Raw genomic sequence first — 23,490 nt, forward strand, 5'->3', positions numbered from 1 at the left:
CGCGTTTTCGCAGGGTGCGCCGTGCCCACCGGGCTTCGCTTATGGCTCGCTCAACCCGGATCGCGATGATCGGGAAAGCGGTTATCCACGGCCACGCTGACTGATTCGCGTGTGGCGATATCGATGCCCTCGCTGGCCACCTCGGCGAGGAAATCGATCTCCTCGGGCGTGATGACGTAGGGCGGCAGGAAATACACCACGCTGCCCAGTGGGCGCAGCAGCGCGCCACGTTCCAATGCGTGTTGGTAGACGCTCAGGCCACGCCGTTCCTGCCAGGGGTAGGCGGTCTTGCTGGCCTTGTCCTGCACCATCTCGATGGCCAGGGCCATGCCGGTCTGGCGCACTTCGGCCACATGCGGGTGCTCGGCCAGGTGCGCGGTGGCACTGGCCATGCGCGCCGCCAGGGCCTTGTTGTGCTCGATCACATCGTCATCACGGAAGATGTCCAGGGTCGCCAGCGCAGCGGCGCAGGCCAGCGGGTTACCGGTGTAGGTATGCGAGTGAAGGAAGGCGCGCAGAGTGGCGTAGTCGTCGTAGAACGCGCTGTAGACCTCATCGGTGGTCAGCACCGCAGCCATTGGCAGGTAGCCACCGGTCAGTGCCTTGGACAGCACCAGGAAATCCGGGGTGATGGCGGCCTGCTCGCAGGCGAACATCGTGCCGGTGCGGCCGAAGCCGACGGCAATCTCGTCATGGATCAGGTGCACGCCATAGCGGTCGCAGGCCTCGCGCAAAAGCTTGAGGTAGATCGGGTGGTACATGCGCATGCCGCCGGCGCCCTGGATCAGCGGCTCGACGATCACTGCTGCGACCTCATGATGATGCTCGGCCAGGGTCTGTTCCATATGGGCGAACATGAGGCGCGAGTGTTCCTCCCAGCTCACGCCTTCGGGGCGCAGGTAGCAGTCCGGGCTGGGCACCTTGATAGTGTCGAGCAGCAGGGGTTTGTAGGTGTCGGTGAACAGCGACACGTCGCCCACCGACATCGCTGCGACCGTTTCGCCGTGATAGCTGTTGCTGAGGGTGACGAAGCGCTTCTTGCTCGCCTGGCCGCTGTTGAGCCAGTAGTGAAAGCTCATCTTCAACGCCACCTCGATGCCTGAGGAACCGTTGTCGGCGTAGAACACCTTGTTCAGGCCAGCCGGGGTGATCTGCACCAGGCGCTCGGACAGCTCGATGACCGGTTGGTGGGTAAAGCCGGCGAGCATCACGTGCTCGAGACTATCCAACTGATCGCGAATGCGCGCGTTGATGCGCGGGTTGGCGTGGCCGAACACATTGACCCACCAGGAGCTGACCGCGTCCAGGTAGCGCTTGCCGTCGAAGTCCTCCAGCCATACGCCTGAGGCTTTGCGAATCGCCACCAGTGGCAGGCGCTCGTGATCCTTCATCTGGGTGCAGGGGTGCCACAACACGTCGAGGTCGCGTTGCATCCAGTGGTCGTTCAGGCTCATGCGAAATCTCCCAGGGTTCGGCGGCACAGCCTACCAGAAGCCGCCAGTGAGACGTGCTCGCTGCCGCTGGTCTGGTGCAGTGCACCGTCCGTTCTGCTGCTGATGAACTCTGCAACGAGCGCGTTGAACTAAACTGGTCGGCGAAAGGAAGTTGAAATGAAATATCGCATTTCTCGATGTTTCATAGCGAAATTTTCCGCTTTAAATCGATATATTTGTCGTTAGTCTTGCTCGGAACTGAATTAGGGAAGCCTCCCATGCAATGGCGCAATACCTCTGTTCGTTATGGTCTGGTCAGCGTCGTGCTGCATTGGCTGGTGGCGTTGGTCGTGTTCGGTCTGTTTGCCCTCGGCTTCTGGATGGTGGGGCTCAGCTACTACGACCCGTGGCGCCAGAGTGCACCTGACCTGCACAAGAGCATCGGCATCCTGCTGTTTGCCGTGATGTTGCTGCGTGTTCTGTGGCGCCAGCTCAATCCTGCGCCGGCAGCCCTGGCCAGCCATGGCCGGCTCACGCGCCTGGCTTCCAAGCTGGGTCATGGCGTCCTCTATCTCGGCCTTTTCGGTGTGATGATTTCCGGCTACCTGATTTCCACCGCCGATGGCCGTGGTATCGAGGTGTTTGGCTTGTTCAGTGTGCCGGCGACCCTGACGGGTATCGCGCAACAGGAAGATATTGCTGGGGCGATTCACGAATACCTGGCCTGGGGGCTGGTGATTTTCGCCGGTCTGCATGGCCTGGCAGCACTCAAGCACCATTTCATCGACCGCGACAGCACCCTGCTGCGGATGTTCGGGCGCTGAAGCAATTCATAACCGGGCTCATGCCCATCTAGATCGACAACCTCGCAAGGAGAACACCCCATGTTGAAGAATGCCCTCGCTGCACTGGTTCTGGGCTCCGCTCTTATCGGCGGCCAGGCCGTGGCGGCTGATTACGCCATCGACAAGCAAGGCCAGCACGCCTTCGTCAACTTCAAGATCAGCCACCTGGGCTACAGCTGGCTGTACGGCACCTTCAAGGACTTCGACGGCACGTTCAGCTTCGATGCCGCCAACCCCGAGGCGAGCAAGGTCAACGTGACCCTGAAGACCGCCAGCGTCGACACCAATCACGCCGAGCGTGACAAGCACATCCGCAGTGCCGACTTCCTCAATGCGAGCAAGCACGCTACTGCCACCTTCGAATCCACTTCGGTCAAGTCCACTGGCGAAGGCACTGCTGACGTGACCGGCAACCTGACCCTGAACGGGGTGACCAAGCCGGTGGTGATCGCTGCCAAGTTCATTGGCGAAGGCAAGGACCCGTGGGGCGGCTACCGCGCAGGCTTCGAAGGCACCACCACCCTGACGCTGAAGGACTTCGACATTTCCATGGATCTCGGCCCGGCTTCGCAAACCGTCGAGCTGATCATTTCGGTCGAAGGTGTTCGTCAGTAATAAAAGGGGCGAGGCGGGTCATCGGTGCGCACGGCGCACCCTACGCAACGGACACGCCAGCGCACCATGAAAAACGCCGCCCAATGGGCGGCGTTTTCGTTAGCGCGGCAGCTTACTCTTCGCGGTTACGCGTCAGCAGCGCCGGTTTCTCGCTGCGTGGGCGAGTGCTGTTGCTCAGCTCGTCGAGCTGCTCAGCGCTGGGGAAACGATCCAGGCGCGAGCCCTTGTGCACGATGATTGGCTGCTTTTCGCGCGGGTTGCGCACGGCCGCTTCGGCGCGTGGCAGCTCGTCGCGATCCAGCGAGGTGATACGACCGTCCGCCGGTCGGCCACGACCGCCGCCGTTACGGCCTTGACCACCCTGGCCACCTTGACGGCGATTCTTGCCGGGGGTGCCTGGGTTGCCGCCTGCGTTACTGCGCGGCTGCCTGTTGTTGCTGTTGGCTTTCTGGCCCTGGCCTGGAGCCGCGCCATTACCTGCAGCCCCGCCGCCTGGGCGACGACCGCGACCTTGCGGCTTGTTCTGCACCGGTACGTAATCGGCTCGATTGCCGAAATTATCGATTTCGTCGTCGAGGAACTCTTCCGGGTCGCGATCCGGAGGCAATGGTGGAACAGCCGGCGCAGCGCCACGACTCTGGTTGCGAGGCTGCTGGCCACGGCGATTCTGGCCCTGGCCTTGCTGTTGCGGCTTGGCTTTCTGATCCTTGCCGCTGTCCTTGCCCTTGTCTCTGCGACCACCGTTGTTACGCTCGCCCTTGGGCTTGTCGCCGCCCTGGGCGTTCTGCGCCTTGGCCGGCTTCTGCCCGCGCGGCTGGCGCGGTTCGCGGGTTTCCGGGCGCTCGGCCTCGACGGTGCTGGCATCGAAGCCCAGCAGGTCGCCGTCGGGGATCTTCTGCTTGGTCATGCGTTCGATGCTTTTCAGCAGCTTCTCTTCGTCCGGCGCGACCAGCGAGATGGCCTCGCCGCTACGGCCAGCACGGCCAGTACGGCCGATGCGGTGGACGTAGTCTTCCTCGACGTTGGGCAGCTCGAAGTTGACCACGTGCGGCAGTTGGTCGATATCCAGGCCGCGTGCGGCGATATCGGTGGCCACCAGGATGCGTACCTGGTTGGCCTTGAAATCGGCCAGGGCCTTGGTGCGCGCGTTCTGGCTCTTGTTGCCATGGATCGCGGCAGCCGGCAGACCATGCTTGTCGAGGTACTCGGCCAGGCGGTTGGCGCCGTGCTTGGTGCGGGTGAAGACCAGCACCTGTTCCCAGGCGCCCTGGGTGATCAGGTGGGCGAGCAGGGCGCGCTTGTGACTGGAAGCCAGGCGGAACACGCGCTGTTCGATGCGCTCGACCGTGGTGTTTGGCGGCGTGACCTCGATGCGCTCGGGGTTGTGCAGCAGCTTGCCGGCGAGGTCAGTGATGTCCTTGGAGAAGGTCGCCGAGAACAGCAGGTTCTGGCGCTGTGTCGGCAGTTTGGCCAGCACCTTCTTGACGTCATGAATGAAGCCCATGTCGAGCATGCGGTCGGCTTCATCGAGCACGAGGATTTCGACATGAGACAGGTCGATGGCTTTCTGATTGGCCAGGTCGAGCAGGCGACCAGGGCAGGCCACCAGTACGTCGACCCCCTTGGCTAGGGCCTGGACCTGCGGGTTCATGCCAACGCCGCCGAAAATGCAGGCGCTGACGAATTTCAAATCACGGGCATAGACCTTGAAGCTGTCATGCACCTGGGCGGCCAGTTCGCGAGTGGGTGTCAGCACCAGCACGCGAGGTTGTTTCGGGCCGTGACGTTGTTCGCGATCCGGATGACCGCCCGGAAACAGGCGTTCGAGGATCGGCAGGGCGAAACCGCCCGTCTTACCTGTACCCGTCTGGGCCGCCACCATGAGATCGCGACCTTGCAACACGGCGGGAATGGCCCGCTGTTGCACCGGAGTGGGTTGGGTGTAGCCGGCGGACTCGACCGCACGGACTAGAGCCTCGGAGAGACCGAGGGAGGCAAAGGACATGAGCAATCCTGTACTAAGTGAGGGCGTGGCCCTGGGGGTGTAGAGCCTGGCTTGAATCACACGTGGGGGCGTGATCCCGTCCGGTACTGCTGGCTTCTGGGAGCTAGCATCCGGGCGCAAGCCTGGCGGGAAGCCCCGAGTATAACAGAGCTGAAGCCTTGCGCAGCTACCAGCCTGTCGGTTGGTTCACGGCTTGAGCCGATCAGGGTTGGCGTAGCGCTGCTGCAGTTGGGCATAGGCAGGTTCGCGCTTGAAGCGGCGCAGTTCGTCAGCGAAGTCCTTGGCCAGGCTAGCCAGGGCAGGGTCGTGACGCAGCGCGAGGTATAGACGGTCGTGGCCGACCGCCTTGCGGTTGTAGTCGACCTGCTGTTGCAAGCCCATCTGGGTGGTCAGGTAGAGGCCGGCGCGACGGTCATTGATGACCAGATCGACGCGGTGGCGGATCAGCTTGCCCAGATTGGCCTCGTGAGTCGGAGCCTCTTCGCGACTGAACAAGGGCGAATTGCGGAAGGTTTCGTCGTTGTACCAGTAGCCTGGCGAGATGCCGATCACCAGGTCGCGCAGGTCTTTCAGGCTCTCATAGGGGTAGGGGCGGTTACGTGCGTAGAACAGCACCAGTTCGACGTCACTTAGCGGCTCTTCGACGAAGAGCATGCTCGCTTCGCGCTCGGGCAGATGGAAAATATCCAGAATGCCGTCTGCATTGCCTAGTTCCAGCTCCAGCAGGCAGCGCTTCCACGGCAGGAACTGCAGGTCCAGCTTTACCCCCAGGCGCTGCAGCACCTCGCGGGTGATCTCGTAGTCGAGGCCAGCGGCCTGGCCGTCTTCCTCGTAGACGTAGGGCGCCCAGGCATCCGTGACCAGGCGCAGCGTTTCGCCGCGGGCGGCGAAGGCGCAACAGCACAGTAAAAGAGTGGTGATAATCTGGCGCTGGAATAATGACATCGCGCCAGATTAGCGATTTTGCGGGTGCCGTGAAAGTGCGTCTTGCGCAGCCTCAGTCGACTACTCGATAGCAGGGCTCATAGGCACTGCCGCCCGGCAGCTTCATGCGGTGCTGCTCGACGAAGGCCTGCAGCAGGCGATCCAGCGGGCGCATGATGGTGGTTTCACCGCGAATTTCGTAGGGGCCGTGCTCCTCGATCAGGCGGATGCCGTTCTCCTTGACGTTGCCCGCGACGATGCCGGAGAACGCGCGGCGCAGGTTGGCGGCCAGGTGATGCAACGGCTGCTCGCGGGTGAGGTTGAGGCTGGCCATGGCTTCGTGGGTCGGCTCGAACGGGTGCTGGAAGCTTTCGTCGATCTTCAGCAACCAGTTGAAGTGGAAGGCGTCGTTGCGCTCGCGGCGGAACTGGCGCACGGCCTTGATGCCGACGGCCATCTCGCGGGCAACTTCGGCCGGGTCGTTGACGATCATGCGGTAGCGCTGCTGGGCGGCCTCACCGAGGGTCGCTCCAATGAAGTCATGCAGCTGCTGCAGATACGGCCCGGCGCTCTTCGGGCCGGTAAGGATGACCGGGAAGGGCAGGTCCTGGTTGTCCGGGTGGGTGAGGATACCCAGCAGGTAGAGGAACTCTTCGGCAGTGCCGGCGCCGCCGGGGAAGATGATGATGCCGTGGCCGACGCGGACGAAGGCTTCCAGGCGCTTCTCGATGTCCGGCAGGATCACCAGCTCGTTGACGATCGGATTCGGCGCTTCGGCGGCAATGATGCCGGGTTCGGTCAGGCCCAGGTAGCGGCCCTTGAGGTTGCGCTGCTTGGCGTGGCTGATGGTGGCACCCTTCATCGGCCCCTTCATCACGCCCGGGCCGCAGCCGGTGCAGATGTCCAGGCCGCGCAGACCAAGCTCGTGACCGACCTTCTTGGTGTACTTGTATTCCTCGGTGCTGATCGAGTGGCCACCCCAGCACACCACCATCTTCGGCTCCACGCCGCTGCGCAGGGTCTGGGCGTTGCGCAGCAGATGGAAGACGTAATCGGTGATGCCTTCGGAGCTGTCCAGGTCGATGCGCTTGTTCTCCAGCTCGCTCTGCGTGTAGACGATGTCGCGCAGGGCGCTGAACAGCATCTCGCGGGTGCTGGCGATCATCTCGCCATCGACGAAGGCGTCGGCCGGCGCGTTGATCAGCTCCAGGCGGATGCCGCGATCCTGCTGGTGAATCTTCACTTCGAAGTCCGGGTAGGCCTCGAGGATGGTCTTGGCGTTGTCGCTGTGCGAGCCGGTGTTGAGGATCGCCAGTGCGCACTGGCGAAACAGGCGATAAACGCTACCGGAGCCGGTTTCGCGCAGTTGCTGAACTTCGCGCTGCGAGAGGGTTTCCAGGCTGCCCTTGGGGCTGACTGAGGCGTTGATCTTGGTGCGTTTGAGCATGAGGGGCGATCCTTCGGCGGCAAGGCGGGAGGGCGAAGCGAGCAGGCTGCCCAGGGTGGGCAGCCTGTGAGTAAGCGGCCTGCTAACGCTGCAGCTTGAGATTGTTCCAGATGGCCAGGCTGGGGCCAGCCAGGTTCATGCTGTAGAAGTGCAGACCGGGCGCGCCGCCTTGCAGCAGGCGTTCGCACATCTCGGTGATGACCTGTTCGCCGAAGACGCGAATGCTGTCGGCGTCGTCGCCGTAGGCTTCCAGTTGCTTGCGTACCCAGCGTGGGATTTCAGCGCCGCAGGCGTCGGAGAAGCGCGCCAGCTTGCTGTAGTTGGTGATCGGCATGATGCCCGGCACCACCGGAATGTCCACGCCCAGTTTCTGCACGCGCTCGACGAAGTAGAAATAGCTGTCGGCGTTGAAGAAGTACTGGGTGATGGCGCTGTCGGCACCGGCCTTGGCCTTGCGTACGAAGTTGGCGATGTCGTCCTCGAAGTTGCGCGCCTGCGGATGCATCTCCGGGTAGGCGGCGATTTCGATATGGAAGTGATCACCGGTTTCAGTGCGGATAAACTCGACCAGTTCATTGGCGTAGCGCAGCTCGCCGCTGGCCATGCCCATGCCGGATGGCAGGTCGCCGCGCAGGGCAACGATGCGCTTGATGCCGGCATTCTTGTACAGGTTCAGCAGCTCGCGCAGCTCTGCTTTGCTGTCGCCCACGCAGGACAGGTGCGGGGCGGTGGGCACCTTGATCTCGCCATCGAGCTGCAGCACGGTGTTGAGGGTGCGGTCGCGGGTCGAACCGCCGGCGCCGTAAGTGCAGGAGAAGAAATCGGGGTTGTAGGTCGCCAGCTGGCGCGCCACGTCCATCAGTTTTTCATGCCCGGCTTCGGTCTTGGTGGGGAAGAACTCGAAGCTGTAGCGGCGTTCTTGGCTCATAGGGTTTCTAGCCTTGGAGACGTAGGGTGGATGGCGTTTTTCCATCCACCTTGCGGGAAGTCGGCGGTGGATAAGCCAGGGGCTTACCCACCCTACGCATTAGTAGCGGTAAGCGTCCGGCTTGAACGGGCCTTCCACGGTCACGCCGATGTACTCGGCCTGCTGCTTGGTCAGCTGGGTGACCACGCCGCCGAAGCCCTTGACCATTTCCAGCGCCACTTCTTCGTCGAGCTTCTTCGGCAGCACTTCCACGGTCAGGCGCTCGGCCTTCTTCTCGGCCGAGAGATCGGCGAACTTCTGCTCGAACAGGAAGATCTGGGCCAGCACCTGGTTGGCGAACGAGCCGTCCATGATCCGGCTCGGGTGGCCAGTGGCGTTGCCCAGGTTCACCAGACGGCCTTCGGCCAGCAGGATCAGGTAGTCGTCGTTGGTCGGATCGAAGGTACCGGCACCGGTGCGGTGGATCTTGTGCACCTGCGGCTTGACCTCTTCCCACGCCCAGTTCTTGCGCATGAAGGCGGTGTCGATCTCGTTGTCGAAGTGGCCGATGTTGCACACCACGGCGCGCTTCTTCAGGGCCTTGAGCATACCGGCGTCGCACACATTGACGTTGCCGGTGGTGGTGACGATCAGGTCGATCTTGCCCAGCAGTGCAGCGTCGACGCTGGCCTCGGTGCCGTCGTTGATGCCGTTCTTGTACGGCGAAACCAGCTCGAAGCCGTCCATGCAGGCCTGCATGGCGCAGATCGGATCGATCTCGGAAACCTTGACGATCATGCCTTCCTGACGCAGCGACTGCGCCGAGCCCTTGCCTACGTCACCGTAGCCGATGACCAGCGCCTGCTTGCCCGACAGCAGGTGGTCGGTGCCGCGCTTGATGGCGTCGTTGAGGCTGTGACGGCAGCCATACTTGTTGTCGTTCTTGCTCTTGGTGACCGCGTCGTTGACGTTGATCGCCGGGACTTTCAGGGTGCCGGCCTTGAGCATGTCGAGCAGACGGTGCACGCCGGTGGTGGTCTCTTCGGTGACGCCGTGGATGCGCTCGAGCATCTGCGGGTATTTCTTGTGCAGGATCTCGGTCAGGTCACCGCCGTCGTCGAGCACCATGTTGGCGTCCCACGGCTTGCCGTCCTTGAGAATGGTCTGCTCGATGCACCACTCGTACTCTTCTTCGGTCTCGCCCTTCCAGGCGAACACCGGGATACCGGCAGCGGCGATGGCGGCAGCGGCCTGGTCCTGGGTGGAGAAGATGTTGCAGGAGGACCAGCGGACTTCGGCGCCCAGGGCGGTGAGCGTCTCGATCAGCACGCCAGTCTGGATGGTCATGTGGATGCAGCCGAGGATCTTCGCGCCTTTCAGCGGTTGGCTAGCGGCGTACTTGCGGCGCAGGCCCATCAGTGCCGGCATCTCGGATTCGGCGATGATCAGCTCTTTGCGGCCCCAATCGGCCAGGGAAATGTCGGCGACCTTGTAGTCGTTGAAAGCGCTCATGAAAGCTCTCCATTCGTTGTCTGCGAATGGGCGCCGTTGATGCGTATGGTTAACGCCCCATCCGAGCCTGACAGGTTGCCCTGCTGCAGCGCCCCTCGGACAGGTGGCGGGAGCGACCGGAGCTGTGCCGGTCGTTTGAAGCTGGCGGATTATAGCTGCGTGCGGCGTGCAGCCCAAGGCTTTCCGTCGCCCCGTCGGTATCGCCAGTGGTAGCCTTGGCAGGTCTAGTCGCAACGGATCGGCCATGGCCAACCACAAAATCGAAATTCGCCGTCGCAACGTCAAGAAGATTCTCCTGGCCGCTGAAAAGGTCTTCGCCGAGAAAGGCTACGGCGGCACTGCCATGGCCGATATCGCCGAGCAGGCCGAATTGCCGCGTTCGAACCTGCACTATTACTTCAGCACCAAGGACGAGCTGTATCGCGCCGTGCTGCTCGATCTGCTCGAAGTGTGGAAGCAGGATGCCCAGTGCTTCGAGGTATTCGATGACCCGCGCGTGGTATTGAGCAGCTACATTCGCGCCAAGATGAACCACTCGCGCAGTCGGCCGTATGGCTCAAAGGTTTGGGCCAACGAGATTATCCATGGCGCGCCGGTGCTCGGTGTCACCCTCGACGAGGGCCTGTACGACTGGGCGAAGATGAAGGAGGCGAAGATCCGTCAGTGGGTCGAGGGCAAGCGCATCCTGGCTGTCGAGCCGTCGGCGCTGCTCTACATGATCTGGGCCTCGACCCAGCATTACGCCGACTTCAGCCATCAGGTGGCGGTGCTCAACGAGCACCAGGCGCTCTCCGAGCCGCAATTCGAGCGAGCGGTGCAGACGGTGACCAGTGTGATCTTGCGTGGGATCGGGCTGGAGCCGTAATCGCAGTCGCTGCCTGTCGCGGCTAAAGCCCCTCCCACGGTCTTTGTCTTTGCTCACCCCATCGGCTAAAGCAGTGCGTCGCTCTGCCCCTCCAACAAGAGCACTACTATCCCGTGGGAGGGGCTTTAGCCGCGAACTGTTTTAGCCGCGAGCTATTTTCAACTGGCCACGCGGTACGGATTGCGCGGGTCGTGGTTCCAGTCGAGGAAGGGTTTGCCAGTGTCCTGAGTCACCATCTCGATGCAGTCCTGCACCGGGCAGGTGATCTGGCACAGGTTGCAGCCCACGCACTCTGCGTCGATCACCTCGTATTTATGCGTGCCGTCGGCCTGGGGCAGGCTGGCGATGGCCTGGTGCGAGGTGTCTTCGCAGGCGATATGGCAGCGGCCGCAGCCAATGCAGGCGTCCTGGTCGATCCTGGCGATCACCTGGTAGTTGATGTCCAGGTACTTCCAGTCGGTGGTATTGCCCACCGCGCGCCCGGAGAAATCTTGCAGGCTGGCGTAGCCCTGGCTGTCCATCCAGCGCGACAGGCCGTCTTTCATCTCCTCGACGATGCGAAAGCCATGCAGCATGGCCGCCGTACACACCTGCACCGCGCCACAACCCAGCGCCACGAACTCCGCCGCGTCGCGCCAGCTACCAATGCCACCGATACCGCAGATCGGCAGGCCACGGGTTTCCGGATCGCGGGCGATCTCGGCAACCATGTTCAATGCAATGGGTTTGACCGCTGAACCGCAGTAGCCGCCGTGGGTGCTCTGCGTGCCGACGATGGGGAGAGCGACCATGCGCTCCAGGTCGATGCTGGTGATCGAGTTGATGGTGTTGATCAGCGACACCGCATCGGCGCCGCCACGATGGGCGGCGCGTGCCGAGGTGCGAATGTCGGTGATGTTCGGCGTCAGCTTGACGATCACTGGCAGCGAGCAATAGGTCTTGCACCAGCGGGTGACCATCTCCACGTATTCCGGTACCTGGCCGACCGCCGCGCCCATGCCGCGCTCGGGCATGCCGTGGGGGCAGCCGAAGTTCAGCTCGATACCGTCGCAGCCGGTGGCTTCCACCAGTGGCAGGATGGTTTTCCAGGATTCCTCGACGCAGGGCACCATCAAGGACACGATCAGCGCGCGGTCCGGCCAGTCCTTCTTCACCTGGGTGATTTCGCGCAGGTTGATTTCCAGCGAGCGGTCGGTGATCAGTTCGATGTTATTGATCCCGAGGACGCTTCTGTCAGCCCCAAAGTGCGCCGAGTAGCGTGACGACACGTTGACCGCTGCCGGGTCTTCACCGAGGGTCTTCCAGACCACGCCGCCCCAGCCGGCCTCGAAGGCGCGGACCACGTTGTAGGCCTTGTCGGTGGGCGGCGCGCTGGCCAGCCAGAAGGGGTTGGGGGCCTTGATTCCGGCAAATTCGATGGATAGATCGGCCATTTATGCGGCCTCCACATTGAGCATCAGGTGAGAGTGGATGGCCTCGGCGGCCAGCTTGCCGTGCTGCACGGCTTGTACGGTGAGGTCCTGGCCCAGGGCGGTGCAGTCGCCGCCGGCATACACGCCTGGCACGCTGGTTTGCAGCTGGGCGTCGACCCAGATGCGTTCGCCTTCGCGCTTCAGTTCGCGGGCCAGCGGGTCGTTCAGGGCTTGGCCGTCAAAGGCCTGGCCGATGGCGGTGAAGATGGCGTCTGCGGCCAGCTCGAAGGTTTGTCCGGTGCTTTGCAGGCGGCCGTTCTCCAGACGCGTGCGGGCGAAGCGCATGCCGCGCACCTGACCCTGATCGTTCAACAGCACCGCGTCCGGCTGTGCCCAGGTCAGCAGGCGTACCTGATTGGCCTTGGCGATGTCCTGTTCGTGTGCGGTGGCGCCCATTTCCTCGAAGCCCCGGCGATAGACCAGGTTGACGTCGCGGGCACCGAGTTTGCTCATTTGCACCGCCATGTCGATGGCGGTGTTGCCGGCGCCGAGGACGATGCAGCGCTCGGCCACCGGCAGTTGCGTCAGGTCATCGCTCTGCCGTAGTTCGCGGATGTAATCGGTGGCGGCGAGCAGCCCCGGCGCCTCTTCGCCCGGCAGGCCAAGGCGTTTGCTGGCCGCCAGGCCGATGCCGAGAAATACGGCGTCGAACTGCTGGTGCAGCTCGCTGAGGCTGAGGTCGTCGCCCAGTTTGTGGCCATGGCGGATCTCGATGCCGCCGATCTGCAAAAGGAACTCCACTTCGCGTTGGGCGAAGTCGTCGACCAGCTTGTACTTGGCGATGCCGTATTCATTGAGGCCGCCGGCTTTCTCGCGTGCCTCGAAGATCACCACTTCATGACCGTGCATGGCCAGGCGATGAGCGCAGGACAAACCCGCCGGCCCTGCACCGACCACGGCAATGCGCTTGCCGCTGGCCGGGGCGCGCTGGAACGGGTGCTCGCTGAACTGCGCGTTGTCGATGGCATAGCGCTGCAAAGGGCCGATCAGCACGGGCGCGCATTCCTGCGCGTTGTTACGCACGCAGGCTTGCTGGCACAGAATCTCGGTGGGGCAGACGCGGGCGCAGCTGCCGCCGAGGATATTCGCCGAGAGAATCTTCTCGGCCGCGCCCTGAACGTTCTCGTGGCTGATATTGCGGATGAACGAGGGGATGTCGATCTCGCTGGGGCAGGCATTCACGCAGGGTGCGTCGTAGCAATACAGGCAGCGAGCGCTTTCCAGTGCGGCCTGGCGGGCGGTGAGCGGTGGGGCCAGATCGCTGAAACGATCGGCCAGTTCGGCCGCCCCGGCATCCGGTCGCGGCAAATGGCTGAGGGTGTCTATCACGGTTATTGCCTCACGGTTTTGTGGCTTTTATTCGGCAGTTAACAGCGGATAAGCGGCCATCCGGCCTCTGCGGGCCGGTGTGGCGAAGTAGTGGGGTGCCTGTGTAGCGGCTTAGCGCTCGACGGCCGTCGGCCGGCTGTGCTCGGCGCGTTTGCTCAGCAGGTCGAACACTGCCGGGTAGGCCGGGCGCTCGACATAACGGCCGGCGCCGCGTTCGGCGCGCAGGTCGCCATCGACCCAGACCAGCTTGCCGGCGCTGATGGTGTGGCTGGGCACGCCACGCACGGTCTTGCCTTCGAAGATGTTGAAGTCAACCTGCTGGTGATGGGTCTTGGCCGAGATAGTGCGTGTGCCTTGCGGGTCCCACAGGACCAGGTCGGCATCGGCGCCAACCTGCAGCGCGCCCTTGCGCGGGTAGAGATTGAAGATCTTCGCGGTGTTGGTGCTGGTCAGCGCGACGAAGTCAGTCATCGACAGCTTGCCGCTGTTGACGCCTTCATCCCAGAGCACCGCCATACGGTCCTCGATGCCTGCCGTGCCATTGGGGATCTTGCTGAAGTCATCGCGCCCTGCGGCTTTCTGCTCGGCGCAAAAGCAGCAGTGGTCGGTGGCGGTGGTGTGCAGGTTGCCCGACTGCAGGCCACGCCACAGCGCCTCCTGATGCCCACGCGGGCGAAACGGCGGGCTCATTACGTAGCCGGCGGCGGTTTGCCAGTCGGGGTGGCGATACACGCTGTCGTCCAGCAACAGATGGCCGGCCAGCACCTCGCCGTACACCGGCTGACCCTTGGCGCGGGCATAGGTGATTTCGTCCAGGGCTTCCTGGGTCGAGACGTGCACCAGATACAGCGGCGTGCCCAGCGTCTCGGCGATGCGGATGGCACGGCTGGCGGCTTCGCCTTCGACCTGGGAAGGCCGCGACAGCGGGTGCGCTTCCGGCCCGGTTAGGCCCTGAGCCAGGAGTTTCTGTTGCAGGTGATAGACCAGCTCGCCGTTTTCCGCATGCACGGTGGGCACGGCGCCCAGTTCGAGGCAGCGCTCGAAGCTGGCCACCAGGGTGTCGTCGGCGGCCATGATGGCGTTCTTGTAGGCCATGAAATGCTTGAAGCTGTTGACTCCGAACTTTGCCACCAGCTCGCCCATCTCGCGGCTGACCTCGTCGCTCCACCAGGTGATGGCGACGTGGAAACCGTAGTCGGACGCGGACTTCTCCGCCCAACCGCGCCAGGTGTGGAAGGCTTCGAGCAAGGATTGCTGCGGATTGGGAATCACGAAGTCGATGATCGAGGTGGTGCCGCCGGCCAGGCCTGCGGCGGTGCCGCTGAAGAAGTCCTCGCTGGCCACCGTGCCCATGAAGGGCAATTGCATGTGGGTGTGCGGGTCGATGCCGCCGGGCATCAGGTACTGGCCGCTGCCGTCGAGCACCTGGCAGCCGGCCGGGGCGTCGAGATCGTTACCGATGGCCTGGATCAGGCCGTCTGCGCAGAGCACATCGGCGCGGTAGCTTTGCTCATGGGTGACCAGGGTGGCGCCACGGATCAACAGCGACATGGTGGGTTCCTCGCAGGCTGGCCGATGCATGTCGGCTCTTGGCTTTTTGGCGCTGACGAGGGTAGGTGTCTATTCCTGTCAGCGTTGACAGGAATTGAATCTAGTTGCAGTAATTGGATTGGGCAAGATTATTTTTTGATCAATTATTTTATATTTAAGTTATTGAAAGTTAACAATAAAAACTAAAAATCACCAAAATGGGGAGGGCTCTCACCATTTTGACGCACTTGACAGAATGCCAATATGGTCAAGATTTCTCATGGAAAATCAGCCGCTTGTGCCCTGGCATGGCGCGGCCTTGGGCGGCGAAAAAAAATCGCTTGCACCAGTTTGAATCCTGACTGACAGGACAAGCCGTCACGAGTCTGTCGATGGCGTCTGCTGGCGACGCCTGTGGCTTCAGATAAAACGTTTTCAGATCAGATGCTTAATGTGTTCAAGCAGGCAGGATGCAGGCCCAGCCGGGGAATGCGGCACGCTTATTGAGTGGCGCTGCCCCCGTGCTGGCCGGCTACTGAACTCCGGCCATCGAATTAGCCCGATGCGCTAACAATCAGAAAAATACTGGAGAGGCCCATGCAACAGAGCAGATCGGAAGTGACCGAGCGGGAGGGCTTGTATGAGCTGAACGCTGGCAGCGACGTACTCGACAGCCCGCGCTACAACCATGACATCGCCCCGACCAAGGTGCATCAGCGCACCTGGAACAAGTGGCACATCACCGCGCTGTGGGTCGGCATGTCGATCTGTGTGCCCACCTATACCCTGGGCGGTGTGCTCACCGCCTACTTCGGCCTGTCGGTAGGCGAGGCGCTGCTGGCGATCCTGCTGGCCAACGTCGTGGTGTTGATTCCGCTGACCCTCAACGCCTTTGCCGGCACCAAGTACGGTATCCCCTTTCCGGTATTGCTGCGTTCCTCGTTCGGCATACTCGGTTCCAACGTGCCCTGCTTGATCCGCGCCGTGGTGGCCTGCGGCTGGTTCGGCATTCAGACCATGTTCGGCGGCCTGGCGATCCACCTGCTGCTGGGTTCGATCTTCGAGGGCTGGAAGGCGCTCGGTGGCACCGGCGAGGTGATCGGTTTCATGATCTTCTGGGCACTTAACCTGTGGATCGTGCTGCGCGGCGCCGAGTCGATCAAATTGCTGGAAACCTTGTCCGCACCGCTGCTGGTGCTGGTTGGTGCCGGTCTGTTGGTGTGGGCGTTGCCCAACGTGTCGATGAGCGAGTTGCTGGCGCAGCCGGCCAATCGCCCCGAGGGTGCCAGCGTCACCGGTTACTTTCTCGCCGGGCTGACCGCCATGGTCGGCTTCTGGGCCACTCTGTCGCTGAACATCCCTGACTTCAGCCGCTACGCGAAAAGTCAGAAGGACCAGATTCTCGGGCAGATCTTCGGTCTGCCGCTGACCATGTTCCTCTTCGCTGCGCTCGGTGTGGTGATGACCGCCGCCTCGGAAGGTCTGGTGGGGCAGACGGTGGCAGATCCGGTCAGCCTGATCGGCCATATCCAGAGCCCCGGCTGGGTCGCCCTGGCCATGGCGCTGATCATCGTTGCCACGCTGTCGACCAATACGGCGGCGAATATCGTTTCGCCGACCAATGATTTCCAGAACATCGCCCCCAAGCTGATCGACCGCACCAAGGCGGTGATCCTCACCGGCCTGATCGGCCTGGGGCTGATGGGCCATGAGCTGCTGAAAAAGCTAGGGCTGCTGGTCTCCGAGCTGAGCCTGGAGAGCGTGTACTCCAACTGGTTGCTGGGGTACTCCAGCTTGCTCGGGCCGATTGCCGGGATCATGGTGGTCGACTACTTCCTGATCAAGAAACAGCAACTCGACCTGGCCGGGCTGTACCGCGATGACGTCTACCCGGCGTGGAACTGGATCGGTTTCGCCGCCTTCGCCGTGCCGGTGGCGCTGACTCTGCTGTCGCTCGGTAGCAGCGCCTTCAGCTGGTTCTACGACTACGGCTGGTTTACCGGCTCCTTCCTGGGCGGCTTGATCTATTTCGGCTTGTGCAGCCTGCGCAGCGCAAGGCCGGTGGTGGCCAAGGCACCGGTGTAGGAGCGGGCTTGCCCGCGAAGCGATCCAGCAGACGCGTCCCGCGTCACAGACAACCAGAGAGGCCGAGGAAATGACCATGAACACTGCCACCGAGGTTCTGCAATCCAGCCAGCCGCACGTCAACGGTGAGCGCTTGTGGCAATCGCTGATGGAGCTGGCGCAGCTCGGCGCCACCGTCAAAGGCGGCGTTTGTCGCCTGGCGCTGACCGATCTCGACCGCCAGGCGCGCGACCTGTTCGTGCGCTGGTGCGAGGAGGCTGGCTGCACCGTCACTGTCGATGGCGTCGGCAATATCTTCGCTCGCCGCCCCGGACGCAACGCTGCGCTGGCGCCGGTAATGACCGGCAGCCATATCGACACCCAACCCACCGGCGGCAAGTTCGACGGCTGCTTCGGCGTACTGGCCGGCGTCGAGGTGCTGCGCACCCTCAATGACCTGGGCATACAGACCGAAGCGCCGCTGGAGGTGGTGGTGTGGACCAACGAGGAAGGCTCGCGTTTCGCCCCGTGCATGATGGGCTCCGGGGTGTTCGCCGAGAAGTTCACTCTTGAAGAAACCCTGGCCAAACGCGACGCCGAGGGCATCAGTGTCGGCGAGGCGCTGAACGCCATCGGCTACGCCGGGCCCCGGACGGTTAGCGGCCATGCGGTGGGCGCCTATTTCGAGGCGCATATCGAGCAGGGGCCGATTCTCGAAGATCAGGGCAAGACCATCGGCGTGGTGCTCGGTGCGCTCGGGCAGAAGTGGTTCGACCTCACTCTCAAGGGCGTCGAAGCCCACGCCGGGCCGACGCCGATGCACCTGCGCAAGGACGCTCTGGTCGGCGCTGCGGCCGTGGTCGCAGCGGTCAATCGGGTGGCGCTGGAGCATCAACCGCATGCCTGCGGCACGGTCGGTTGCCTGCAGGCCTACCCCGGTTCGCGCAATGTGATTCCCGGTGAGGTGCGCATGACCCTGGACTTCCGCCATCTGCAGCCGGAACGCCTGGATTCGATGATCGAGGCGGTGCGTGGAGTGATCGAGGCGACCTGTGCCAAGCACGGCCTGAGTTTCGAACTGACGCCGACCGCGGACTTCCCGCCGCTGTATTTCGACCAGGGTTGCATCGAGGCGGTGCGCGGTGCGGCCGCCGGGTTGGGCTTGTCGCATATGGATATCGTCAGTGGTGCCGGCCATGACGCGATCTTCCTCGCCGAGCTGGGCCCGGCCGGGATGATTTTCGTGCCGTGCGAGGGAGGCATCAGCCACAACGAAATCGAGAATGCCGCACCGACGGATCTGGCTGCCGGCTGCGCGGTGTTGCTGCGCGCCATGCTCGCGGCCTCCGTGGCGCTGGCAGAGGGCAAGCTGGCGGCATGATTGGCCGAATCGCCATCGACTTGGGCGATGCTGGCCATGGACGCTCTTTACTGGTCGAGACAAGCTGCGCACTCCATTACCAAGCTGCGGAGCTTCCATGACCCTCGCCTACTGGTGCGTGCTGATCGCCATCTTTCTGCCCTATCTGGGTACTGCCACAGCCAAGTTCCTTGGCCCCGGCTACGGGCCGCGCGCCAATCAGGATCCGCGTGCGTTCCTGAGTACCCTGGAGGGCTGGCGCAAGCGCGCCAACAACGCCCAGCTCAACGGCTTCGAGGTAACCCCGGCGTTCGCTGCCGCGGTGATCATCGCCCACCAGGCCGGCGGTGCCGAGCAGGGGCTGCTCGACCAACTGGCCGTGGCATTCATCGTCAGCCGTGTGCTGTATTTCATCTGCTATCTGGCTGGCTGGGGGCCTGTGCGCTCGCTGGTGTGGTTCGCCGGGATGGGGCTGATCGCGGCGCTGTTCGTGGTGTCCGCCTAGTCGATATCTGCAGCTGGCTGTGACGATGAGCTAGAAAGGCGCGTGACTGATCAGTCATTGCGCCGTTCTGGTGCGTTTTATGAGGTCAATCAGCCTGTAGGGCGGCTGGCCGCTGGCCACGTTCTTGCTTGCTCCCGGTTATTTGGCGGGGTCCCCGCCGTCTGCCAGGGAGCCTCTCATGTCCGCCACTGCCTTTTTCGACCGCTTGCTCTGTGCCATCGGCCTGCGCACGCTGAATCAGCAATTTCTGTTTTCCTATGCGCTGATGTTTCTGCTCGCGGTGGTCGCCTCGGTGGCACTGTACCTGAGCATGTCGGTATCGCCGGAGACCATCAATGTTGCCGGCGCGCAGCGCATGCTCAGCCAGAAGATGACCAAGGAGGCGCTGTTGCTGCGTGAAGGCGTCCTGCCTGCAGCGACGCTGGAAGCCACCATGGCGCAGTTCGACGCCGCCCATCGCGACCTGCTGAGTGGCAACGCGGCGCGCAATATCAGTGCCATCGCCGAGCCCAGCGTCCAGGCGCAGATGAACAAGGTCGGTGGTCTCTGGCAGGGCTTTCGTACGCAGTTGCAGCGTGTGGTTGCGGGCGATGCGGCAGTCGACCTCAAGGCCCTGGAGCAGCAGTCGGTCGAGTTGCTGCGCGAGATGAACCAGGCTGTCGGCTTGATGGCGGCGCACGCTGAAGGCAGCCAGCGCCGCCAGATGTGGCTGGCGTTCGGTTGCGTGCTGGGCATTCTGGCGCTGGTGGTGCTGGGCCGTCAGTTCGGCCTGCGCCCGCTGATGCACAACCTCAATGCGGTGGAGGGGGCGCTGACCCGGGTCGGCTCCGGCGACTTCACGCGTAGCCTGGACGGTCGTCAGGGTGACAACGAGATCGGCCGCATCTTCGCCGGCTACAACCGCATGCAGGAGCAGGTGCGTGGCTTGCTGGCGGAGGTCAAGCGCAGCGGCGAGCGTACCGGAGAGCATGTCGGCAATGTGGTCGGCGCCGCCCAGTCGGCGGGCGATGGTGTGCGGCGCCAGTACGAGGATCTCGATCAGGTCGCCACCGCGATGAACGAGATGAGCGCCACCGTGGCTGAGGTGGCGCGTCACGCTGCCCATGCAGCCGAGTCGGCACGCAGTGCCGATGATTGTGCGCAGAGCGGCAAGCAGGTGGTGCAGCGTAGTGCCGCGCAGATCGCCGAACTGGTGGAACAGCTGCAGCGCAGTGGCGAGCAGGTACAGCGCCTGGAGGCCGAAACCGGTGGTGTCGGCAAGGTGCTCGAAGTGATCACCGGCATCGCCGAGCAGACCAATCTGCTGGCGCTCAACGCGGCCATCGAGGCCGCACGCGCCGGTGAGGCAGGGCGTGGCTTCGCCGTGGTCGCCGACGAGGTGCGCACCCTGGCCAGTCGCACCCAGCAATCGACTGGTGAAATCCAGGCGATCATCCAGCGTTTACAGGGCGGTGCGCGTGATGCGGTTCTGGCGATGCAGCGCAGCGCGGCCCTGGCCGACGGCAACCTTCAGCACATTCGTCAGGCCAGTGAGGCGCTGGAGACCATCGTCGGGGCGGTGGATGGCATCAATGTCCTGAACGCGCAGATCGCCACGGCCGCAGAACAGCAGAGCCAGGTGGCGCAGGAGATCGATCAGCGGGTAACGCACATCTCCAGCCTGGCCGAGCGCAGCCAGGGCGAGACCGAGAGCGTGGTGCAGGTCAGTGCGCAGATTCAGGGCGAGGTGCAGCAACTCAACAGCCAACTGGGGCGCTTCCGTACCTGAACCCTGGCTGACCAACGCATACAAACGACAGCTGTTGTGACAAGAGGTCGCTTGGCCCGACCGGGGCGAGCCGCGATACTGGCGGCCCCTTGTCGCCCGGAAGTCGTGTCGATGACCCTGAAGAAACTCCTGCTGCTCACCTGCGTCTGCCTGACCCTGGCCGCCTGTGGAGGGGTCGACCCCAACTCGCCGTTGGGCATGCGTCAGGCAGCGTTCAAGGAGATGCTCAAGGTCAGCGAAGACCTCGGTGGGATGCTGCGCGGCCGCATTCCCTACGATGAATCGGCTTTCATCAGCGGTGCTGGCGAGCTGGAGCGCCTGTCGCACGAGCCCTGGCAGCATTTCCCCGAGGTGGCGGACGACGAGCGCAGCAAGGCCAATGCCGAGGTTTGGCAGCGCCAGGAGCAGTTCCAGAAGATGGCGCGTGATCTGGAGCAGGCTACTGCCGCACTGGTACAGGCCACGACCGCACCGCCGCTACGTCGCTCCGAGCTGGAGCCGGCTGTGCAGGCCGTCGAGGACAGTTGCGAGGCGTGCCACAAGGCGTTTCGCGCTTACTGATCGGCGCGTGCTTCGGCCTCGGCCTGCTGCAGTTCGGCGCGTGCCTCAGCCAGTTTGGCCTGACGCTTGGCGATCTTCTCCTGATCGCCCTTGGCCATGGCTTCACGCAGATCCATCTCGCGCTCCTGCACTTCCTCCCGGGCTTCCTTGACGCTGGCCAGGCGCTCCTTGTGCAGCGAAGCGTCATCACAATGGGCATCGACATTGCCCAGTGCTCGTTGCAGTCCATCCAGCTCTCGCGAGTTGCCGCTCTTGTGCGCTGCGTCGATCTTCTCCTGGAGCACCTGGCGTTTGACGGCGCAGCCGCTATCGCCCTCGGCGGCCAGAAGCGGTGTGGCGTTCAGGTTGGCGGCCAGCAGCAGGCCGAGCAAAGCGGTTTGACGGATCATGGTCTGTCCTCGTGAAGGTCTACTTCGAAGTGACCCTGGTTGTTGCGCGAGGTTCGACCGGATTGAGCCATCTGCTGATCTGGGTCAACCGCGCGGTGAATTTTCCTGCGGCAGGAAACCGACGGTGCCGGCCTCCTGCAGTTGCACGCCCAGGCGCTGAACCTCCGGGTGGCTGAAGAACGCCAACAGGCGCTCGGCGCTGTTCTGGCTCATGCCGGGTTGCTGCATCCACTCGGCGTGGCTGCGAGCCACTAGCGTGGCCCAGTCATCCTTCGCGCCGAGCTGGAAACCGGCTGGTGCCCCGAGCGCCTGCAGCCATTGCTGCAGTGAGCGCTGCTGGGCCTGGGCGAAGGCCTGCTGCAGCTGCGAGGCGCGCCGTGGGCCGATACCGGGCAGCTGTTGCAGGTGTTCGCTATCGAGTGCCAGCCAATCGAGCAGACCCTCCAGTTTCTGCCCCGCCAGTAGCGTGCTCCAGGTGCCCGGTCCCACGCCGGGCAGGTTCAGCCCCTGTTTGCCGGCGAGCCAGTTCAGGCGTGCCTGGAACTGTTGCTGACATTCGCTGCTGAGTCGCCAGCAACTGAGGGCGTGGTATCGATTGGGATCGGGAGCGTGCACTATTGCACGCTCCGGGCTGCGCCAGATCACCTGGTCGAGGCGTGGAATGGTCAGGCCGGCCAGGCGTATCGCCACCTGATCGCCGGGGCGTATGTCCAGCTTCTCCCAGGTTTGCAGCGAGCCGAGAGCGACCCGACTGATGCGCCGCTCGTCGAGGTCGACCGGCTGCAAACGCAGGATCGGCGTGATACGTCCAGTACGGCCGATGCTGAAATCCACCGCCTGCACCACGGCCAGCGCCTGGCCGGCCGGGTATTTCCAGGCAATCGCCCAGTGCGGCGCTTCTGCCTGCCAGCGCGCTCCGGATGGCCGCGTGCCCTGACGCAGGACCACACCATCGCTGGCAAACGGCTGTGGCTGATCGAACCAGCGTTGGCGCCAACTGCGGGCTTCCTTGGCGTTCCGCAGGGGCTGGGTGTAGTGCAGGCTGTCGCCGAAACCCAGTCTCTGCAGGGCTTGCAGGCGCTCAGACATGTTCGCCGGGCCATCCGGCCAATCCCAGACGAACAGGCCGATGGCACTGGCCTGTTGCTGGTCGAGCGTTTGTCGCGCCATCAGACCTGCCGCTTTGCCGCGGGCGCCAACCCCACCGTCGCGGCCTTGCACGTGGCCGTCCAGGCGCCAGTAGAGCTCGCCCTGCAACACGGCATCGAGCGGTTCCTGCAGGCGTGCGGGAATGGCCGGTAGCTGCCGCGCGCGGGCTGTCCAGTCCTGGCCAAGGCGTCCGTCGCCACGGCTGATGGCTTGTCGCAGCACGCCGTCTCGGTAGACCAGGGTGACCGCGACACCGTCGACCTTGGGCTGAATCCACAGATCGTCGCGACTGTTGATCCACTCCGCCACTGCCGCATCGTTGAGCTTGCGCAGGCCGGTCTGCGGCACCGGGTGCGCGATCGTCCCGCTGCTGCCAGCCAGAGGGTCGGCCAATGCCGTGCGGGCAGTCGGAAAGCACCGATGCCAGGATTGCAGGCGCTCGCGGGCCTGGTCATAGATTTCATCAGCCACCAGCGAGCGGCCGTGGTTATGGTAGGCGTCGTCCCACTCGGCTATCTGCTGACTGAGTGCGGCGAGCTCGGAATTGGCGCGACTGGCGGGCCAGTCGGGGCAGGGGGTGGCCTGGGCAGCCAGCGGAAGGAGTAATAGCAGCAGGGCGAGTTTCATCGCGGAGCTTCCTTGCTCAAAGGTACTCACCGAGCCTAGCAGCTGGATGGGTATTCGCTCAGCCTTGGCAGCTAAATCTCGGATATTGTTCGGTTTTTTCTTGTTGCCTGGCTATCTGGGTGATAAATTCGCGCGCCTTTTCAACCCCCAAACAAATGGATTTGCCCGGCGGTGGGCGCATGG

The 23,490-nt window shown here is 63.4% G+C and carries 19 protein-coding genes and 1 riboswitch; of the genes, 8 read left to right on the top strand and 11 right to left on the bottom strand.

Annotated features, from left to right (window positions below):
- Window positions 1-50: 50 nt before the first annotated feature.
- Window positions 51-1,454, bottom strand: a complete 1,404-nt coding sequence (locus BLS08_RS03115) for an adenosylmethionine--8-amino-7-oxononanoate transaminase (RefSeq protein WP_090336014.1) — start codon at window positions 1,452-1,454, stop codon at window positions 51-53.
- 257 nt (window positions 1,455-1,711) lie between these two features.
- Between BLS08_RS03115 and BLS08_RS03120 the strand changes: the two genes are divergently transcribed.
- Both BLS08_RS03120 and BLS08_RS03125 read left to right on the top strand, forming a co-directional pair.
- Complete coding sequence (locus BLS08_RS03120; protein WP_090336015.1) at window positions 1,712-2,257, top strand: cytochrome b; 546 nt, start codon at window positions 1,712-1,714, stop codon at window positions 2,255-2,257.
- A gap of 60 nt (window positions 2,258-2,317) precedes the next feature.
- The gene (locus tag BLS08_RS03125; protein WP_090336017.1) at window positions 2,318-2,893 is read left to right on the top strand and encodes a YceI family protein; all 576 of its coding nucleotides are present in this window, start codon (window positions 2,318-2,320) and stop codon (window positions 2,891-2,893) included.
- A 112-nt stretch (window positions 2,894-3,005) separates the two neighbouring features.
- On the opposite strand, the gene BLS08_RS03130 is transcribed toward BLS08_RS03125, so the two are convergent.
- The 5 genes from BLS08_RS03130 to ahcY all read right to left on the bottom strand — a co-directional run bounded on the left by BLS08_RS03130 (window position 3,006) and on the right by ahcY (window position 9,688).
- Complete coding sequence (locus tag BLS08_RS03130) at window positions 3,006-4,898, bottom strand: RNA helicase RhlE2 (protein ID WP_090336019.1); 1,893 nt, start codon at window positions 4,896-4,898, stop codon at window positions 3,006-3,008.
- Window positions 4,899-5,084: 186 nt separating this feature from the next.
- Entirely contained in the window at window positions 5,085-5,843 is a 759-nt protein-coding gene (locus BLS08_RS03135; RefSeq protein ID WP_090336021.1) for a substrate-binding periplasmic protein, read from the bottom strand.
- A 52-nt stretch (window positions 5,844-5,895) separates the two neighbouring features.
- Window positions 5,896-7,269, bottom strand: a complete 1,374-nt coding sequence (gene ppnN, locus BLS08_RS03140) for a nucleotide 5'-monophosphate nucleosidase PpnN (protein WP_017678447.1) — start codon at window positions 7,267-7,269, stop codon at window positions 5,896-5,898.
- A gap of 82 nt (window positions 7,270-7,351) precedes the next feature.
- Window positions 7,352-8,197, bottom strand: coding sequence for a methylenetetrahydrofolate reductase [NAD(P)H] (gene metF, locus BLS08_RS03145; protein ID WP_090336022.1), 846 nt, complete (start codon window positions 8,195-8,197; stop codon window positions 7,352-7,354).
- Between the two features lie 99 nt (window positions 8,198-8,296).
- Entirely contained in the window at window positions 8,297-9,688 is a 1,392-nt protein-coding gene (gene ahcY, locus BLS08_RS03150; RefSeq protein ID WP_017678449.1) for an adenosylhomocysteinase, read from the bottom strand.
- 21 nt (window positions 9,689-9,709) lie between these two features.
- Window positions 9,710-9,791: riboswitch (S-adenosyl-L-homocysteine riboswitch) on the bottom strand.
- A 141-nt stretch (window positions 9,792-9,932) separates the two neighbouring features.
- Between ahcY and BLS08_RS03155 the strand changes: the two genes are divergently transcribed.
- On the top strand, window positions 9,933-10,553 hold the full coding sequence (locus tag BLS08_RS03155) for a TetR/AcrR family transcriptional regulator (protein WP_003458822.1): 621 nt from the start codon (window positions 9,933-9,935) through the stop codon (window positions 10,551-10,553).
- Between the two features lie 158 nt (window positions 10,554-10,711).
- Here the strand turns inward: BLS08_RS03155 and preA are convergent, their stop codons facing one another.
- From preA to hydA, 3 genes are all read right to left on the bottom strand, one after another.
- A complete protein-coding gene (gene preA, locus BLS08_RS03160; RefSeq protein WP_003458824.1) occupies window positions 10,712-11,986 on the bottom strand; it encodes an NAD-dependent dihydropyrimidine dehydrogenase subunit PreA in 1,275 nt (424 codons plus the stop codon).
- Complete coding sequence (locus BLS08_RS03165) at window positions 11,987-13,354, bottom strand: NAD(P)-dependent oxidoreductase (RefSeq protein WP_074855200.1); 1,368 nt, start codon at window positions 13,352-13,354, stop codon at window positions 11,987-11,989.
- 111 nt (window positions 13,355-13,465) lie between these two features.
- Window positions 13,466-14,905, bottom strand: a complete 1,440-nt coding sequence (gene hydA / locus BLS08_RS03170) for a dihydropyrimidinase (RefSeq protein WP_090336024.1) — start codon at window positions 14,903-14,905, stop codon at window positions 13,466-13,468.
- 576 nt (window positions 14,906-15,481) lie between these two features.
- Between hydA and BLS08_RS03175 the strand changes: the two genes are divergently transcribed.
- The 5 genes from BLS08_RS03175 (at window position 15,482) to BLS08_RS03195 (ending at window position 21,142) form a co-directional block, all read left to right on the top strand.
- A complete protein-coding gene (locus tag BLS08_RS03175) occupies window positions 15,482-16,969 on the top strand; it encodes an NCS1 family nucleobase:cation symporter-1 (protein ID WP_003458830.1) in 1,488 nt (495 codons plus the stop codon).
- A 76-nt stretch (window positions 16,970-17,045) separates the two neighbouring features.
- Complete coding sequence (locus BLS08_RS03180) at window positions 17,046-18,329, top strand: Zn-dependent hydrolase (protein WP_090336026.1); 1,284 nt, start codon at window positions 17,046-17,048, stop codon at window positions 18,327-18,329.
- 97 nt (window positions 18,330-18,426) lie between these two features.
- The gene (locus BLS08_RS03185) at window positions 18,427-18,813 is read left to right on the top strand and encodes an MAPEG family protein (RefSeq protein WP_003458833.1); all 387 of its coding nucleotides are present in this window, start codon (window positions 18,427-18,429) and stop codon (window positions 18,811-18,813) included.
- Between the two features lie 178 nt (window positions 18,814-18,991).
- Window positions 18,992-20,581, top strand: coding sequence for a methyl-accepting chemotaxis protein (locus tag BLS08_RS03190; protein ID WP_090336028.1), 1,590 nt, complete (start codon window positions 18,992-18,994; stop codon window positions 20,579-20,581).
- Window positions 20,582-20,692: 111 nt separating this feature from the next.
- Window positions 20,693-21,142 (top strand): c-type cytochrome, encoded by a 450-nt coding sequence (locus BLS08_RS03195; RefSeq protein WP_090336030.1) that lies wholly within the window; start codon window positions 20,693-20,695, stop codon window positions 21,140-21,142.
- Here BLS08_RS03195 and BLS08_RS03200 read toward each other — a convergent pair.
- Window positions 21,136-21,531, bottom strand: coding sequence for a DUF1090 domain-containing protein (locus tag BLS08_RS03200; RefSeq protein ID WP_075744958.1), 396 nt, complete (start codon window positions 21,529-21,531; stop codon window positions 21,136-21,138). The genes BLS08_RS03195 and BLS08_RS03200 overlap by 7 nt on opposite strands.
- A gap of 84 nt (window positions 21,532-21,615) precedes the next feature.
- Window positions 21,616-23,307: an NAD-dependent DNA ligase LigB gene (gene ligB, locus BLS08_RS03205; protein WP_090336032.1), complete on the bottom strand. Its 1,692-nt coding sequence runs from the start codon at window positions 23,305-23,307 to the stop codon at window positions 21,616-21,618.
- Window positions 23,308-23,490 lie beyond the last annotated feature (183 nt).

Origin of the sequence: Ectopseudomonas chengduensis, from assembly GCF_900102635.1 — a bacterium.
In the GTDB taxonomy this organism is placed as follows: Bacteria; Pseudomonadota; Gammaproteobacteria; order Pseudomonadales; family Pseudomonadaceae; genus Aquipseudomonas; species Aquipseudomonas chengduensis.

Coding starts and splice junctions, on each gene's coding strand:
- metF (WP_090336022.1), bottom strand. CDS start 8,197: ATGAGCCAAGAACGCCGCTACAGCTTCGAGTTCTTCCCCACCAAGACC.
- BLS08_RS03190 (WP_090336028.1), top strand. CDS start 18,992: ATGTCCGCCACTGCCTTTTTCGACCGCTTGCTCTGTGCCATCGGCCTG.
- BLS08_RS03130 (WP_090336019.1), bottom strand. CDS start 4,898: ATGTCCTTTGCCTCCCTCGGTCTCTCCGAGGCTCTAGTCCGTGCGGTC.
- BLS08_RS03120 (WP_090336015.1), top strand. CDS start 1,712: ATGCAATGGCGCAATACCTCTGTTCGTTATGGTCTGGTCAGCGTCGTG.
- BLS08_RS03200 (WP_075744958.1), bottom strand. CDS start 21,531: ATGATCCGTCAAACCGCTTTGCTCGGCCTGCTGCTGGCCGCCAACCTG.
- ligB (WP_090336032.1), bottom strand. CDS start 23,307: ATGAAACTCGCCCTGCTGCTATTACTCCTTCCGCTGGCTGCCCAGGCC.
- ahcY (WP_017678449.1), bottom strand. CDS start 9,688: ATGAGCGCTTTCAACGACTACAAGGTCGCCGACATTTCCCTGGCCGAT.
- BLS08_RS03155 (WP_003458822.1), top strand. CDS start 9,933: ATGGCCAACCACAAAATCGAAATTCGCCGTCGCAACGTCAAGAAGATT.
- BLS08_RS03175 (WP_003458830.1), top strand. CDS start 15,482: ATGCAACAGAGCAGATCGGAAGTGACCGAGCGGGAGGGCTTGTATGAG.
- preA (WP_003458824.1), bottom strand. CDS start 11,986: ATGGCCGATCTATCCATCGAATTTGCCGGAATCAAGGCCCCCAACCCC.
- BLS08_RS03180 (WP_090336026.1), top strand. CDS start 17,046: ATGAACACTGCCACCGAGGTTCTGCAATCCAGCCAGCCGCACGTCAAC.
- BLS08_RS03135 (WP_090336021.1), bottom strand. CDS start 5,843: ATGTCATTATTCCAGCGCCAGATTATCACCACTCTTTTACTGTGCTGT.
- BLS08_RS03195 (WP_090336030.1), top strand. CDS start 20,693: ATGACCCTGAAGAAACTCCTGCTGCTCACCTGCGTCTGCCTGACCCTG.
- BLS08_RS03185 (WP_003458833.1), top strand. CDS start 18,427: ATGACCCTCGCCTACTGGTGCGTGCTGATCGCCATCTTTCTGCCCTAT.
- BLS08_RS03125 (WP_090336017.1), top strand. CDS start 2,318: ATGTTGAAGAATGCCCTCGCTGCACTGGTTCTGGGCTCCGCTCTTATC.
- BLS08_RS03115 (WP_090336014.1), bottom strand. CDS start 1,454: ATGAGCCTGAACGACCACTGGATGCAACGCGACCTCGACGTGTTGTGG.
- ppnN (WP_017678447.1), bottom strand. CDS start 7,269: ATGCTCAAACGCACCAAGATCAACGCCTCAGTCAGCCCCAAGGGCAGC.
- hydA (WP_090336024.1), bottom strand. CDS start 14,905: ATGTCGCTGTTGATCCGTGGCGCCACCCTGGTCACCCATGAGCAAAGC.